This is a genomic window from Mesorhizobium sp. Z1-4 (genome assembly GCF_004000235.1).
GTDB lineage: Bacteria > Pseudomonadota > Alphaproteobacteria > Rhizobiales > Rhizobiaceae > RCIO01.
The window spans coordinates 155,332-169,446 of sequence record NZ_RCIO01000002.1 but is presented as its reverse complement, the minus strand read 5'-3'; the positions used below and the strand labels follow the sequence as shown (position 1 = coordinate 169,446).

Annotated in this window: 11 protein-coding genes; 10 read left to right on the top strand and 1 reads right to left on the bottom strand. The window is 62.2% G+C overall.

The window, feature by feature from the left end; translation table 11 throughout:
• Positions 1–134 precede the first annotated feature (134 nt).
• Positions 135–803, bottom strand: coding sequence for a GntR family transcriptional regulator (locus EP165_RS07790; protein WP_127521187.1), 669 nt, complete (start codon positions 801–803; stop codon positions 135–137).
• A gap of 101 nt (positions 804–904) precedes the next feature.
• Between EP165_RS07790 and EP165_RS07785 the strand changes: the two genes are divergently transcribed.
• From EP165_RS07785 to pyc, 10 genes are all read left to right on the top strand, one after another.
• Entirely contained in the window at positions 905–1,798 is an 894-nt protein-coding gene (locus EP165_RS07785) for a dihydrodipicolinate synthase family protein (protein WP_127521185.1), read from the top strand.
• 33 nt (positions 1,799–1,831) lie between these two features.
• Positions 1,832–3,082 (top strand): NAD(P)/FAD-dependent oxidoreductase, encoded by a 1,251-nt coding sequence (locus tag EP165_RS07780; protein ID WP_127521183.1) that lies wholly within the window; start codon positions 1,832–1,834, stop codon positions 3,080–3,082.
• Positions 3,083–3,090: 8 nt separating this feature from the next.
• The gene (locus EP165_RS07775) at positions 3,091–4,092 is read left to right on the top strand and encodes a 4-hydroxyproline epimerase (protein WP_127521181.1); all 1,002 of its coding nucleotides are present in this window, start codon (positions 3,091–3,093) and stop codon (positions 4,090–4,092) included.
• Between the two features lie 280 nt (positions 4,093–4,372).
• A complete protein-coding gene (locus EP165_RS07770) occupies positions 4,373–5,302 on the top strand; it encodes an ABC transporter permease subunit (protein WP_127522544.1) in 930 nt (309 codons plus the stop codon).
• 8 nt (positions 5,303–5,310) lie between these two features.
• Positions 5,311–6,687, top strand: a complete 1,377-nt coding sequence (gene livM / locus EP165_RS07765) for a high-affinity branched-chain amino acid ABC transporter permease LivM (protein ID WP_127522542.1) — start codon at positions 5,311–5,313, stop codon at positions 6,685–6,687.
• Positions 6,687–8,165, top strand: coding sequence for a helix-hairpin-helix domain-containing protein (locus tag EP165_RS07760; RefSeq protein ID WP_127521179.1), 1,479 nt, complete (start codon positions 6,687–6,689; stop codon positions 8,163–8,165). The genes livM and EP165_RS07760 overlap by 1 nt, the downstream gene beginning before the upstream one ends.
• Positions 8,162–8,887 (top strand): ABC transporter ATP-binding protein, encoded by a 726-nt coding sequence (locus EP165_RS07755; RefSeq protein WP_245440078.1) that lies wholly within the window; start codon positions 8,162–8,164, stop codon positions 8,885–8,887. Before EP165_RS07760 ends, EP165_RS07755 begins: the two co-directional genes overlap by 4 nt.
• The gene (locus EP165_RS07750) at positions 8,887–9,240 is read left to right on the top strand and encodes a DUF6867 family protein (protein ID WP_127521177.1); all 354 of its coding nucleotides are present in this window, start codon (positions 8,887–8,889) and stop codon (positions 9,238–9,240) included. The genes EP165_RS07755 and EP165_RS07750 overlap by 1 nt, the downstream gene beginning before the upstream one ends.
• A 154-nt stretch (positions 9,241–9,394) precedes the next feature.
• Entirely contained in the window at positions 9,395–10,492 is a 1,098-nt protein-coding gene (locus EP165_RS07745) for a branched-chain amino acid ABC transporter substrate-binding protein (RefSeq protein ID WP_127521175.1), read from the top strand.
• A gap of 146 nt (positions 10,493–10,638) precedes the next feature.
• A complete protein-coding gene (pyc, locus tag EP165_RS07740; protein ID WP_127521173.1) occupies positions 10,639–14,100 on the top strand; it encodes a pyruvate carboxylase in 3,462 nt (1,153 codons plus the stop codon).
• Positions 14,101–14,115 lie beyond the last annotated feature (15 nt).

Genomic DNA, 14,115 nt, shown 5'->3' with positions numbered 1-14,115 from the left:
AGTTTGCCTGTTTGCCCGTCCTCGCCGTTTGACGGCTGCGGGCGGGCGGCTGGGCATCAAAGACGGCGCCGAGTTCCCGTCGCGACGATGAATCTTCAGAACCGGACCGCCCGCGCCGACGCGCGGGCGGTCTTTTATGCGCGCATCACTGCTTCCGCATTGGCCCTGAGCAGATCCATGAGGCTGCCCATGGCGGCGCCGGCTCCCTCAACGTCGCCTTCTGTCACCGCGCGGATAATACCCAGATGACCTGCCGCGGCATCCGCCAGGCCCGTGTCGCTCTGATAGCGGTACCAGAAACGCCGGCTATGGGTTTGCAGCGGCGCCACGAGCTGCGCGGCGAAAGGGTTGTCGGATGCAACGGCCATCGCCGCATCGAGCTGCTTGTCCGCTTCCAGAAAGGCGATCACGTTTCCAGTGACGACAGCTTTCTGCATCGCCAGCGCTGCATCGCGGAAAAGCGCCGCGGCTTCGTGGGTCACGAACCGGGCGGCCGAGCGCGCCAGCACGACCTCGGCGCCGCGCCGCGCATCGATCACCTTCACCCAGTCGCCGCCATGCAAAGGCGCGATGCCAAGCCCGGCGCGCGGCCGCACATCGACAAGGCCTTCCCAGGCAAGCCGCTGGATCGCCTCGCGCACCGGCGTACGCCCAAGCCCCAGCCGCGTGATCAGCGAACCTTCCGTGGCTACCGATCCCGGCGGCAGCTCAAGGGTGACGATCATGCGTTCCAGTGCCCTGTAGGCGCGCGCCGAGGCCGGTTCCTCGCGCAATGGCACGTCTGCAACTGCATCTGAAATCATTTGCCGCTCCTGATGTACGCCAAATATATCAGATCGGAATCCCGTTGACAAAACGCGCCGGAAATTGATATATCAGATGCATATCAAGCATGGAGGCTCATATGTGGACCGGCGTTCTCCCGGCTGTCACGACCAAATTCACCGCTGACGACCGGCTCGATCATGCCGAGATGGAGCGCTGCTTCGGGCTGATGATGGATGCCGGCTGTGACGGGCTCATTGTCTGCGGCTCGCTTGGCGAGGGACCGATGCTTTCCACCGAGGAAAAGCTCGATGTGCTCCGGGCAGCGCGCCAGGTGGCGAACGGCAAGCCGGTGCTTCTGACGATCAACGAAGCCGCCACACGCGACGGCGCCGAACTCGCCAAAAAGGCGGCAAAGGCCGGCGCCGATGGCCTGATGGTGGTGCCCAGCCCGATCTACCACACCAACCCGAAGGAAACGGTAGCGACCCTGAAAGCGGTGGCCACCGCCGGCGGGCTGCCGGTCATGATCTACTCCAACCGGGTGGCATACCGTGTCGACGTGACGGTCGAAACGATGGCCGAACTCGCGGACGATCCGCTTTTTGTCGCGGTGAAGGAATCCTGCGACGACATCCGCCGCACGACCGAGATCATCAATGCGTTCGGCGACCGCTTCAGCGTGCTGACCGGCGTCGACAACCTCGCCTATGAGGCGCTTTCAGTGGGCGCCGTCGGCTGGGTGGCCGGCCTGGTCTGCGCCTTCCCGGCGGAGACGGTGGCGATATGGAAGCTTATGCAGGCCGGACGCAATGCCGAGGCGCTGGCGATCTACCGCTGGTTCCGCCCGCTGCTCGACCTCGACGTCTCGACATATCTCGTCCAGAACATCAAGCTGGCCGAAGTCCTCGCCCTCGGTTCGAGTGACCGGGTGCGCATGCCGCGGTTGCCGCTGGAGGGCGAGCGGCGAAAGGCAGCGGAAAAGACGGTCCGCGAAGCAATGGCAAACCGGCCGGAGCTGCCGGCACTGTAGGAGCGTTGAGCAACGTGAGCAGTGATGGTGCGCATGGCTGAGGCCGGGGCGGCAAGGGACGTCACAATCATCGGTGCTGGCATCGTCGGCATCTGTATTGCGGCGCGCCTTGCCGAGGCCGGCATCAGGGTAAAGGTCATCGACCGCACCGGTATCTGTGCCGAAACAAGCTCCGGCAACGCCGCCGCCCTGGCCTTTTCGGAAATTCTGCCGCTTGCGCACAAGGGTATGGTGGCCCAGGTGCCGCGCTGGCTGCTCGATCCGCTCGGACCGCTCGCGATCCCGCCGGCCTACCTGCCATCGCTGGCAGGCTGGCTTTACCGCTTCTGGCGCGCCGGCAGCGCCGCGAAATTCAACCAGGCCGTAGCCGCCCAAACCGCGATGATGGATCTCGCGCGCGGCGAGTGGATGGACCTGATGGACGCCTCCGGTACGCGGACAATGCTGCGCGAGGATGGCTGCCTTGAGCTCTATGAGAGCGTGGCCGAACATGAAGCTTCCCGGCCGGGCTGGCTGGAACGCGAGCGCGCCGGCATTGAAATCCACCATCTGGCCGGCGAGGAAATCGCCCAGTACCAGCCCGGGCTGTCGCCCCGTTTCGTTCGCGCCGTCTTCGTGCCCGGATGGAGCAATGTCGCCGACCCCGCCGAGATCGGGCGCGCCATCTGGCGTTACGCGGAGAGCCTCGGCGCGCAGTGGATGCAGGACCGGGTTGTCGCTGTCACCCATAAGGGAGGACAACAGCGCTTGCGGCTCGAAAGCGGCGGTGAACATCGCACCCCCGAACTGGTGATAGCTGCCGGTGCCTGGTCGCACAGACTGACAGCCATGCTCGGCGATACGATCCCGCTGGAAGCCGAACGCGGCTATAATACGACGCTGCCGGGTGACGCATTCGACCTGCGCCGTCAGATTTCCTTCCCCGGGCACGGGTTCGTCATTTCGCCCCTAGCCACCGGCATCAGGGTGGGCGGCGCTGTCGAGTTCGGCGGACTGGAGCGCCAGCCAAACTTTGCGCGCTCAAAGGCGATGCTGCGCAAAGCCGCTGATTTCCTGCCCGGGCTGAAGACCGAAGGCGGCAAGGAATGGATGGGCCACCGCCCTTCGCTTCCCGATTCCCTGCCCGTCATCGACGCATCGAACAAGCCCGGCGTCTGGTACGCTTTCGGCCACGGCCATCTCGGTCTGACGCAAGCTGCCGCTACGGCACGCTTGATTCGTGATCTCATTCTGGGGCAGAAGCCGGCAATACCGCTGGCGCCGTTTTCCGCCAGCAGGTTTTGAGGGGTCGGATGGCGCGTCACTCCTTTTTCTGCATCGACGGCCATACCTGCGGAAATCCGGTCCGCCTCGTCGCTGGCGGCGGCCCGCTGCTCGACGGCGCGACGATGATGGACCGCCGGGCCCATTTCCTGAAGGAATTCGACTGGATCAGAACAGGACTGATGTTCGAGCCGCGCGGCCACGACGTCATGTCGGGCTCGATCCTCTACCCGCCGACGCGAGAGGATTGCGACATCGCGATCCTTTTCATCGAAACGTCGGGCTGCCTGCCTATGTGCGGGCACGGAACGATCGGCACGGTAGCCTTCGCCATCGAGCACGGGCTCGTTCGCCCGCGCGAACCGGGTGTGTTGCGGCTCGAAACCCCGGCCGGACTGGTTGTGGCGCGCTACCGGCAGGAGGGCGCATATGTCGAAGAGGTATCGCTCACCAACGTGCCCTCCTTCCTGCACTCGCAAGGTCTTGAAGTCGACTGTCCCGACCTCGGTCCGCTCAAGGTGGACGTGGCCTACGGCGGCAATTTCTACGCCATCGTCGAAAGCCAGGAAAATTTCCGCGACATGGCCGACTACACAGCAGCTCAGCTGATCGCCTGGAGCCCTGTGATGCGTCAGCGGCTCAATGAGGCCTATGCGATCGCGCATCCGGAAAACCCTGCAATCATGGGTGTATCGCACATTTTGTGGACCGGCGCCCCGCAGACCGAAGGAGCCGACGCACGCAACGCCGTCTTTTACGGCGAAAAGGCAATCGACCGCTCTCCATGCGGAACCGGCACGTCGGCGCGTATGGCCCAGCTTCATGCCAGCGGACGGCTGCGGCAAGGCACGCACTTCACGCATGAATCCATCATCGGCTCGCGGTTCACCGGCAAAATCGAAGGCGTGACAGAGGTCGCTGGCAAACCCGCGATCATCCCGTCCATCTCCGGATGGGCGCGCATGACCGGGTTGAACACGATATTCATCGACGACCGCGATCCCTTTGCACATGGATTTACCGTCAAATGAGTGACCGGAGCGCCTGCGAACGGCTCTTCCCGACCAATCCGACTTCTGCAATGAAGGACTTCCCGCTGGGGGAATTGCGCAAGAATCTTGCGTATCGAACCCGAACTAGCCAACGAGGGGCAATGACATTGCGCCGGGCTGGTGGTAGCGTCCCGCGACCCGGCGAAGCCACCGGGCCTCCGGCGCGCGTTGACTTCGCGCCTGACAGACGAAAGTCTGGACCAAGGGGAACCAACAAAAACGGGGCACGCCAGCTGGCGCAGCATCCGGGAGTTCAATGATGGAATATTTTGTGCAGCAGCTGATCAACGGGCTGACGCTGGGGTCGATCTACGGCCTCATCGCGATTGGCTACACGATGGTCTATGGCATCATCGGCATGATCAACTTCGCTCATGGCGACATCTTCATGATCGGCTCATTTATCGCGCTGACGACCTTCCTGATCCTCACCACGGTGTTCGGCTTCGTCTTTCTGCCGGTTGTGCTGCTCATCGTCCTGATCGTGGCGATGCTTTTCACATCCGCCTGGGGCTGGACTGTCGAGCGGCTGGCCTACCGGCCGCTGCGCGGATCGTTCCGGCTGGCGCCGCTGATCACAGCAATCGGCATGTCGATCGTGCTGCAGAATTTCGTTCAGGTTTCGCAGGGCGCCCGCGTCAAGCCGCTGCCCCCGCAAATCCAGGGCGGTGTCACGATCATGGAAGGGGTGACGGAAAACGGGCCGATCGTCGTGCAGCTGTCCTACATGCAGATGATCATCATCGTCACGACCCTGCTTCTGATGGTCGGCTTCACATTGCTGATCGCGCGCACGCCTCTCGGCCGTGCCCAGCGCGCCTGCGAGCAGGATCGCAAGATGGCCGCGCTGCTGGGCGTCAATGTCGACCGCACCATCTCGCTCACCTTCGTCATGGGCGCCGCGCTCGCTTCAGTGGCCGGCCTCATGTTCCTGCTGCTCTATGGCGTTATCGATTTCTATATTGGCTTCCTGGCCGGCGTTAAGGCGTTCACCGCTGCTGTGCTCGGCGGCATCGGCTCCCTGCCCGGAGCCATGCTCGGCGGCCTCGCCATTGGCCTGATCGAAGTTTTCTGGTCCGGCTATTTCACGGTCGAATACAAGGACGTCGCAGCATTCTCGATCCTGGCGATCGTGCTGATCTTCCTGCCCTCCGGCCTTCTTGGCAAACCCGAAGTGGAGAAGGTGTGATGGCGGCGATGCGACCGAATGGCGGTCCAGCCGCCAAAAACAGCATGTTCGTGGATTCGCTGAAGGATTCGGCGACGGCGGCATTTCTTGTCGCGGTACTGGGTTTCTTCTTCCTGCCCCTTAAAACCGACATCGCCGCTGGCGGACTTGCGATCACCTATCGCTGGCCGCTCTGGATTTCGGCCATTCTGATCGTTTTCGGCGGACGGCTGCTTCTCAATCTGTTTGTCTTCAAGGCCAAGACCCCGGCAACGCAGTTTATCGGCGACAAGCTCTCGGGCTCGTCTGCACGGCTGCCCGGGCTTGGACGATATCTGGGCATCGCGCTTTTCGGATTTGCGGTGATCTTGCCCTTCTTCTTCACCACCTTCTTTCCCGGCCAGCAGCGCCAGTATATCGACCTGGCCATTCTGATCATGACGTACATCATGCTCGGCTGGGGCCTGAACATCGTGGTAGGCCTCGCAGGCCTCCTCGATCTCGGTTATGTCGCCTTCTATGCCGTCGGCGCCTATTCCTTTGCACTGCTGGCGGAATATTTCGACCTCGGCTTCTGGATGGCATTGCCTCTGGCCGGCATCCTGGCCGCCTTTTGGGGCATCATCCTGGGCTTTCCGGTGCTTCGCCTGCGTGGCGACTACCTGGCGATCGTCACGCTCGCCTTTGGTGAGATCATCCGCGTCGTGCTCCTGAACTGGTACGAATTCACGAACGGCCCGGATGGCATTTCCGGCATTCCGAAGCCGACCCTGTTCGGTCTGGAGTTCACACGGGGAGAAGGCGGTTTCGCCGATTTCTTCGGCCTCGAATATTCGACCATCCACCGCTTCATATTCCTCTACTACATCATCTTCATCATGGCGCTGATCACCAATTTCGTGACGATGCGCCTGAGAAAGCTGCCGGTCGGGCGTGCATGGGAAGCACTGCGCGAAGATGAAATCGCCTGCCGCTCGCTCGGCATCAACACCACCAACACCAAGCTGACGGCCTTTGCCATCGGCGCGATGTTCGGTGGCTTTGCGGGCTCCTTCTTTGCCACCCGGCAGGGTTTCATCTCGCCCGAGAGCTTCACCTTCCTGGAATCGGCGATCATCCTCGCCATCGTGGTGCTTGGCGGCCTCGGCTCGCAGATCGGCGTCGTCATCGCCTCCGTGGTTATGATCGGCGGCATCGAGATGCTGCGTAACATCGGCTTTCTGTCGCAGATTTTCGGACCCGGCTTCGATCCGGTCCAGTATCGCATGCTGATCTTCGGCCTCGCCATGGTCGGTATCATGGTCTGGAAGCCGCGCGGGCTGATAACGACAAGGGTGCCCTCCGCGGTATTGAAGGAACGCAAGAAGATCGGGGCCGATATGGTCGCGCAAGGGGAGGGCCACTGATGAACGTCGCCCTCAAACAACCATCGGCGTCGGCCAATGACCGGTGGGACGCCGACCCCATCCTGACGGTCGAACATCTCACAATGCGCTTCGGCGGGCTGGTCGCAATCGATGACCTGTCTTTCAAGGTCGGACGCGGCGATATCACCGCGCTGATCGGCCCGAACGGTGCAGGCAAGACCACCGTGTTCAACTGCGTCACCGGCTTCTACAAACCGACCGAGGGCCGCATTGTCATGCGCCACGGGCTCGGCGGCCAGCAGGAGACGGTGGACGCGGTGACCGCAAGCGGACGGCGCTGGCACATCAGTGACGACCAATCGGTCTTCCTGCTGGAGCGCATGCCCGACTTCGAGATTTCGAAGAAGGCACGTGTGGCACGCACCTTCCAGAATATCCGGCTGTTCGGCGGCATGACGGTGCTGGAGAACCTGCTTGTTGCCCAGCACAATCCGCTGATGATCGCTTCCGGCATGACGATCGGCGGCGTGCTTGGCCTGCCGAGCTATCGCAAGGCGGAACAGGAGGCGATCGACAAGGCTGTCTACTGGCTTGAGCACACGCGTCTGATCGACCGTGCCGACGATGCCGCAGGCGACCTGCCTTATGGCGCGCAGCGCCGCCTCGAAATTGCACGCGCCATGTGCACCGGGCCGCATTTGCTGTGCCTCGACGAACCGGCGGCGGGCCTCAACCCGCGCGAATCGACAGAGCTCAATGAGCTGCTTCAGTTCATTCGCGAAACCGGAACTTCGGTGCTACTGATCGAGCATGACATGGGCGTGGTCATGGAAATCTCCGACCACATCGTTGTGCTCGACTACGGCGTGAAGATTTCCGACGGCGGCGCCGATTTCGTTAAGAGCGATCCGCGTGTCATCGCCGCCTATCTCGGTGTCGACGACGAAGAAGAGATCGACGTTCCCGAGATCAAGGCCGATGTCGCGGAGATGGAGAAGCCGGCGCGCAAACCTCGCAAGGCGCCGGCTAGGGCAAAAGCGGTGGCCAAGCCTGCCGCGAAATCGGCTCCGGCCAAATCGGCCGCAGCGAAAACCGCTCCTGCGAAGAAGGCACCAGCCAAAAAATCAGCTGTGCCTGCAAAGGCGGTCAGTGAAATCAAGGTCAAGGATGCGGACAAACATCCCGGCGCCCAGCCAGCCGGAACCAAGAAGCCCGCGGCCGGGGGTGCTGACAATCTCACCCGCATCAGCGGCATTGGACCGGCAAACGAGAAAAAGCTGAACACACTCGGCATCTGGCATTTTTCCCAGGTCGCGGCCTGGAAAAAGGCCGAGGTCGAATGGGTCGGCTCCTATCTCTCTTTTGCTGGCCGCATCGAGCGTGAGGAATGGGTCAAGCAGGCAAAGGCGCTTGCGTCCGGCAAGCAGACCGATTTTTCGCGCCGGGTTGACGGTGGAAAGGTACCGTCCAGCCGCACATCCTCAAGAAGAACCTCCGGCAAGGGAGGCAAGGCATGACCGCCCCGATGCTTTCTGTTTCGAATGTTGAGACCTATTACGGCAAGATCGTCGCGCTGCGCGGTGTCGATGTCGAAGTGAACGCCGGTGAGATCGTCACCCTTATCGGAGCAAACGGCGCCGGCAAATCGACGCTGATGATGACGATATGCGGCAATCCGCAGGCCCGCAGCGGCACCATCGTCTATGACGGCCAGGATATCACCGCGATGCCGACGCACGAGATCATGCGCCTCGGCGTCGCGCAGTCGCCGGAAGGCCGTCGTATCTTCCCGCGCATGACGGTGCTGGAAAATCTGCAGATGGGCGCGTCGCTCGTTTCGCCGGACTATTTCGACGAGGACCTCAAACGCATCTACGACCTGTTCCCGCGCCTCAAGGAGCGGGCCAGCCAGCGTGGCGGCACGCTCTCCGGCGGCGAACAGCAGATGTTGGCCATCGCGCGCGCTTTGATGAGCCGGCCCAAGCTTCTGTTGCTTGACGAGCCTTCGCTCGGTCTCGCACCGCTGATCGTGAAACAGATCTTCGAGGTCATTCGCGAACTCAACGAGAGCCAGGGGCTGACCGTGTTCCTGGTTGAACAGAACGCGTTTCACGCCCTCAAGCTGGCACATCGCGGTTACGTGATGGTCAACGGCAAAATCACCATGAGCGGCACCGGCACGGAGCTGCTCAAACGCGAAGAGGTGCGCGCCGCATATCTCGAAGGAGGACGTCACTGATGGAAAAGGAGTTCTCTCTCCTGTGGGAAGTGTCGGCGCTGGAGTTCGTGTTTGTCACCGTGATCCTGGCGGGCGGCGCAGCATACCTGACCGGCCGGGCGCTTGCGCGCACATGGCAAAGCGCGACGACGCTCTTTATCTACATGCTGCTCCTTACCGCCGCGACGCGTTTCATTCACTTCGCGCTGTTTTCGGGCACACTTCTGTCGCTTTATTATTATGTCATCGATCTGATCGTGATCACGGCGATCGCCTTTCTCGGCATGCGCGTGACGCGTGCCGGGCAGATGGCAACCCAGTACAGTTTTGAATATCAGCGGAGTGGTTCGATCGGTTGGAGCAAAAAGAACTGAGCCGCGTCAACCATTTCTGGCTAGAAAGCCTTTATTTCAAGGAAGAATTAGGCTTTCATGCCGGTCAAGCGGGAGAACATCCCGCACTGCGGAACCGGGGGAAGGACACCGATCCGGGCCGCTTGGGAACACAAAGGTGTTTAAGGGAGTTACCATGAAAAAGGTGCTTTTGGCAGGAGCCGCTCTTGGACTGTTGATGTCCGGTCCGGCTTGGGCCGAGATCAAGATCGCTGTCGCTGGCCCGATGACTGGCCAGTATGCTTCGTTCGGCGCCCAGATGCAGGGCGGCGCAGAGCAGGCCGTTGCCGATATCAACGAAGCAGGCGGCATCAATGGCGAGATGCTTTCGCTCTCCGTCGGCGATGATGCATGCGATCCGAAGCAGGCTGTTGCCGTTGCCAACCAGATGGCTGGCGAAGGCGTGGTGTTCATGGCCGGTCACTTCTGCTCGGGTTCTTCGATCCCGGCGTCGGCCGTCTATGCCGAGGAAGGCATCGTTCAGATTTCGCCTGCCTCGACCAACCCGAAATTCACCGATGAGCGTCCGGGTCCGGGCGTCTACCGCGTCTGCGGCCGTGACGACCAGCAGGGTGAAGTTGCAGGCAAGTTCCTGACCGACAATTTCGCCGACAAGAAGGTTGCGTTCGTTCACGACAAGACCGCCTACGGCAAGGGTCTCGCCGACGCCACCATGGCTGCCTACGAAGCCAATGGCGGTTCGCCGGCACTCTACGAAGCCTACACCGCCGGTGAAAAGGACTACACCGCGCTCGTGTCAAAGCTGAAGGCTGAAGGCATCGGCGTACTTTATGTCGGTGGCTACCACACCGAAGCAGGCCTGATGGCGCGCCAGATGCGCGAGCAGGGCATGGACACCGTGCTCGTTTCGGGCGACGCGCTGGTCACCGATGAGTACTGGGCCATCACCGGCGATGCCGGCGAGGGCACGCTCATGACCTTCTCGCCCGACCCGCGCAAGAGCGAAGTAGCCAAGCCGGTGGTCGACAAGCTGCTCGCAGCCGGCAAGACGGCTGAGGGCTATGCGCTTTACACCTACGCCGCGATCCAGGCTTGGGCGCAGGCAGCTTCGGCAGCCGGCTCGACTGACTATGACGCGGTCGTTGCGGCACTCAATGACGGCTCGTTCGACACCGTGCTCGGTTCGCTCTCCTTCGACGACAAGGGCGACGTCACGCTGCCGGGCTACGTCTTCTACGAGTGGAAAGACGGCAAGTACGACTACCTGCAGTAATCTGCACGTTCAGCCAAGCTGAATTCAAAGGCCCGGCATGGCGACATGCCGGGCCTTCTTTATGTCCGTCCACATCGCCGTTTGCACTGCAGCATTTAGCGGGGTAATCAATGCGGCGAAATCCCTCACGCCTGGAGCGGACCGCATTGAAAATCACCAAAATCCTCGTCGCCAACCGGTCTGAAATCGCGATCCGCGTGTTTCGCGCCGCCAATGAACTCGGCATCCGCACCGTCGCAATCTGGGCCGAGGAAGACAAATACGCCCTTCACCGTTTCAAGGCAGACGAAAGCTATCAGGTGGGGCGCGGCCCGCATCTGGAGCGCGACCTCGGGCCCATTGAAAGCTATCTTTCGATCGACGAGGTGATCCGGGTCGCCAAACAGTCCGGCGCCGACGCCATACACCCGGGCTACGGCTTGCTGTCGGAGAGTCCCGAGCTCGCCGAGGCTTGTGCCGATGCCGGTGTCACCTTTATCGGCCCCAAGCCGGAAACCATGCGCCGGCTCGGCAACAAGGTCGCCGCCCGCAATCTGGCCATCGAGATCGGCGTGCCAGTCGTGCCGGCAACCGATCCGCTGCCCGACGACATGACCAATGTTGCCGCGATGGCCGAGAGTATCGGCTACCCGGTGATGCTGAAGGCCTCCTGGGGCGGCGGCGGCCGTGGCATGCGCGCAATCCACAAGGCCGAAGACCTTGAGCGCGAGGTAACCGAGGCCCGCCGCGAGGCCAAAGCCGCCTTCGGCAAGGACGAGGTCTATCTCGAAAAGCTGATCGAGCGCGCCCGTCATGTCGAGGTGCAGGTGCTGGGTGACGGTCAGGGCAACGCCGTTCACCTGTTTGAGCGCGACTGCTCCATCCAGCGCCGCAACCAGAAGGTCGTGGAACGCGCGCCGGCACCTTATCTCGATGCCGCGCAGCGCGAGGAACTCTCCGGTTATGCGCTGAAAATTGCCAACGCGACCGATTATCTGGGAGCCGGCACTGTCGAGTTCCTCATGGATGCCGATAGCGGCAATTTCTACTTCATCGAGGTCAATCCGCGCATCCAGGTCGAGCACACGGTGACTGAGGAAGTCACCGGCATCGACATCGTGAAAGCGCAAATCCACATTCTTGAAGGCAATGCGATCGGCGCGCCCGGCTCAGGGGTGCCGAAACAGGCGGACATTCGCCTTAACGGCCACGCACTCCAGTGCCGGATCACGACGGAAGACCCCGAGCAGAACTTCATTCCGGACTATGGCCGCATCACCGCCTATCGCGGTGCGACCGGCTTCGGCATCCGGCTTGACGGCGGCACCGCCTATTCGGGTGCAGTGATCACCCGCTTTTACGACCCACTGCTTGAGAAGGTGACGGCCTGGGCACCGACGCCCGAAGAAGCGATCCGCCGGATGGACCGCGCGCTGCGCGAATTCCGCATTCGCGGCGTGGCGACCAACCTCACCTTTCTCGAAGCGATCATCGGCCACCCGAAGTTTCGCGACAATTCCTACACGACCAAATTCATCGACACGACGCCGGAGCTCTTCACCGCGGTGAAGCGGCAGGACCGGGCGACCAAACTGCTCAACTATCTGGCGGACGTCTCCGTCAACGGCCACCCGGAAGCACGCGGCCGGCCAAGGCCGAACGCGGAAGCCGCCGCGCCGAAAGTGCCTTATGTCGATGCGCCCGCGCCCGCCGGCACACGCCAGAAACTCGAAGAGCTGGGTGCCGAAAAATTCGCCGCCTGGATGCGCGATCAAAAACGCGTTCTGGTCACCGACACCACGATGCGCGACGCACATCAGTCGCTGCTGGCGACCCGCATGCGCACGTTCGACATCGCCCGAATTTCCGGCGTCTACGCACGCGCCCTGCCGCAGCTGCTCTCGCTCGAATGCTGGGGCGGCGCGACCTTCGATGTCGCCATGCGCTTTCTTACCGAAGACCCGTGGGAGCGCCTGTCGCTGATCCGCGAAGGCGCGCCGAACCTGCTTCTGCAAATGCTGCTGCGCGGCGCAAACGGCGTCGGCTATACCAACTACCCCGACAATGTCGTGCAGCATTTCGTGAAACAGGCCGCAGAAGGCGGCGTCGATCTGTTCCGTGTTTTCGATTGCCTGAACTGGGTGGAAAACATGCGCGTCGCGATGGACGCGGTTTGCGAGAGCGGCAAGCTCTGCGAAGCGACCATCTGCTATACCGGCGATATCGACGATGCCGCCCGGTCGAAATATGACCTCAAATATTATGTCGGCCTGGCACAGGAACTCGAAAAGGCCGGAGCGCATATCATCGCGCTGAAGGACATGGCCGGCCTGCTGAAGCCTGCAGCCGCGCGCACCCTCTTCAAAGCGCTGCGTGAGGCAACCGACCTGCCGATCCATTTCCACACGCATGATACGTCCGGCATCGCCGCTGCCACCGTGCTGGCTGCCGTAGAGAGTGGCGTTGACGCGGTAGATGCCGCCATGGACGCGCTGTCCGGCAACACCTCGCAGCCTTGTCTCGGTTCTATTGTCGAGGCTCTGCAGGGTTCGGAGCGCGAAACCGGGCTCGACGCCGGCTGGATCCGACAGATCTCTTTCTACTGGGAAGCGGTGCGCAACCAGTACACCGCCTTCGAAAGCGATCTGAAGGGCCCGGCCTCGGAAGTCTATCTGCACGAGATGCCGGGCGGCCAGTTCACCAACCTGAAAGAGCAGGCTCGCTCGCTCGGCCTCGAAACCCGCTGGCACGAGGTCGCTCAGGCTTATCACGATGTGAATCTGATGTTTGGCGACATCGTGAAAGTGACGCCTTCGTCCAAGGTCGTCGGCGACATGGCGCTGATGATGATCAGCCAGGATCTCACCGTCGCCGATGTCGAAAACCCGAAGAAGGACATCGCCTTCCCCGATTCGGTTGTGTCGATGATGCGCGGCGATCTTGGTCAGCCGCCGGCCGGCTGGCCTGCCGCCCTCCAGAAGAAGGTGCTTAAAGGCGAGAAGCCGACTACGGCACGGCCAGGCTCGCTGCTCGCCGCAGCCGACCTTGGCGCCGACCGTAAGAAGATAGCTGAAACGCTCGGCCGTGAGCTTGACGAGAACGAGTTCGCCTCCTGGCTCATGTATCCGAAGGTCTTCACCGATTTCGTTACCGCGCAGGACGACTATGGCCCGGTCTCGGTGCTGCCCACGCCGAACTACTTTTACGGCATGGAAGCCGAGGACGAGATTTTCGTCGACATCGAGAAGGGCAAGACGCTGGTCATTCGCTGCCTTGCCATCGGCGACACCGACGAAAAGGGCATGGTCACGGTCTTCTTCGAGCTGAACGGCCAGCCGCGCCGCATCAAGGTGCCGGACCGGGCGCACGGCGCGGGTGGAGGGGCTGCGCGCCGCAAGGCCGAGGCCGGTAACGCCGCCCATGTCGGCGCGCCGATGCCGGGTGTGGTCTCGACGCTGGCGGTCGCAGCCGGGCAGGCGGTCAAGGCTGGCGACGTGCTCTTGTCCATAGAAGCGATGAAGATGGAGACTGCCCTGCACGCCGAGCGCGACGGCGAGATCGCCGAGGTTCTCGTCAGATCGGGCGACCAGATCGACGCCAAGGACCTGCTTGTCGTCTACGCCGAGTAACGCTACGGGCTACAC

Coding starts and splice junctions, on each gene's coding strand:
- EP165_RS07790 (WP_127521187.1), bottom strand. CDS start 803: ATGATTTCAGATGCAGTTGCAGACGTGCCATTGCGCGAGGAACCGGCC.
- EP165_RS07785 (WP_127521185.1), top strand. CDS start 905: ATGTGGACCGGCGTTCTCCCGGCTGTCACGACCAAATTCACCGCTGAC.
- EP165_RS07780 (WP_127521183.1), top strand. CDS start 1,832: ATGGCTGAGGCCGGGGCGGCAAGGGACGTCACAATCATCGGTGCTGGC.
- EP165_RS07775 (WP_127521181.1), top strand. CDS start 3,091: ATGGCGCGTCACTCCTTTTTCTGCATCGACGGCCATACCTGCGGAAAT.
- EP165_RS07770 (WP_127522544.1), top strand. CDS start 4,373: ATGGAATATTTTGTGCAGCAGCTGATCAACGGGCTGACGCTGGGGTCG.
- livM (WP_127522542.1), top strand. CDS start 5,311: ATGCGACCGAATGGCGGTCCAGCCGCCAAAAACAGCATGTTCGTGGAT.
- EP165_RS07760 (WP_127521179.1), top strand. CDS start 6,687: ATGAACGTCGCCCTCAAACAACCATCGGCGTCGGCCAATGACCGGTGG.
- EP165_RS07755 (WP_245440078.1), top strand. CDS start 8,162: ATGACCGCCCCGATGCTTTCTGTTTCGAATGTTGAGACCTATTACGGC.
- EP165_RS07750 (WP_127521177.1), top strand. CDS start 8,887: ATGGAAAAGGAGTTCTCTCTCCTGTGGGAAGTGTCGGCGCTGGAGTTC.
- EP165_RS07745 (WP_127521175.1), top strand. CDS start 9,395: ATGAAAAAGGTGCTTTTGGCAGGAGCCGCTCTTGGACTGTTGATGTCC.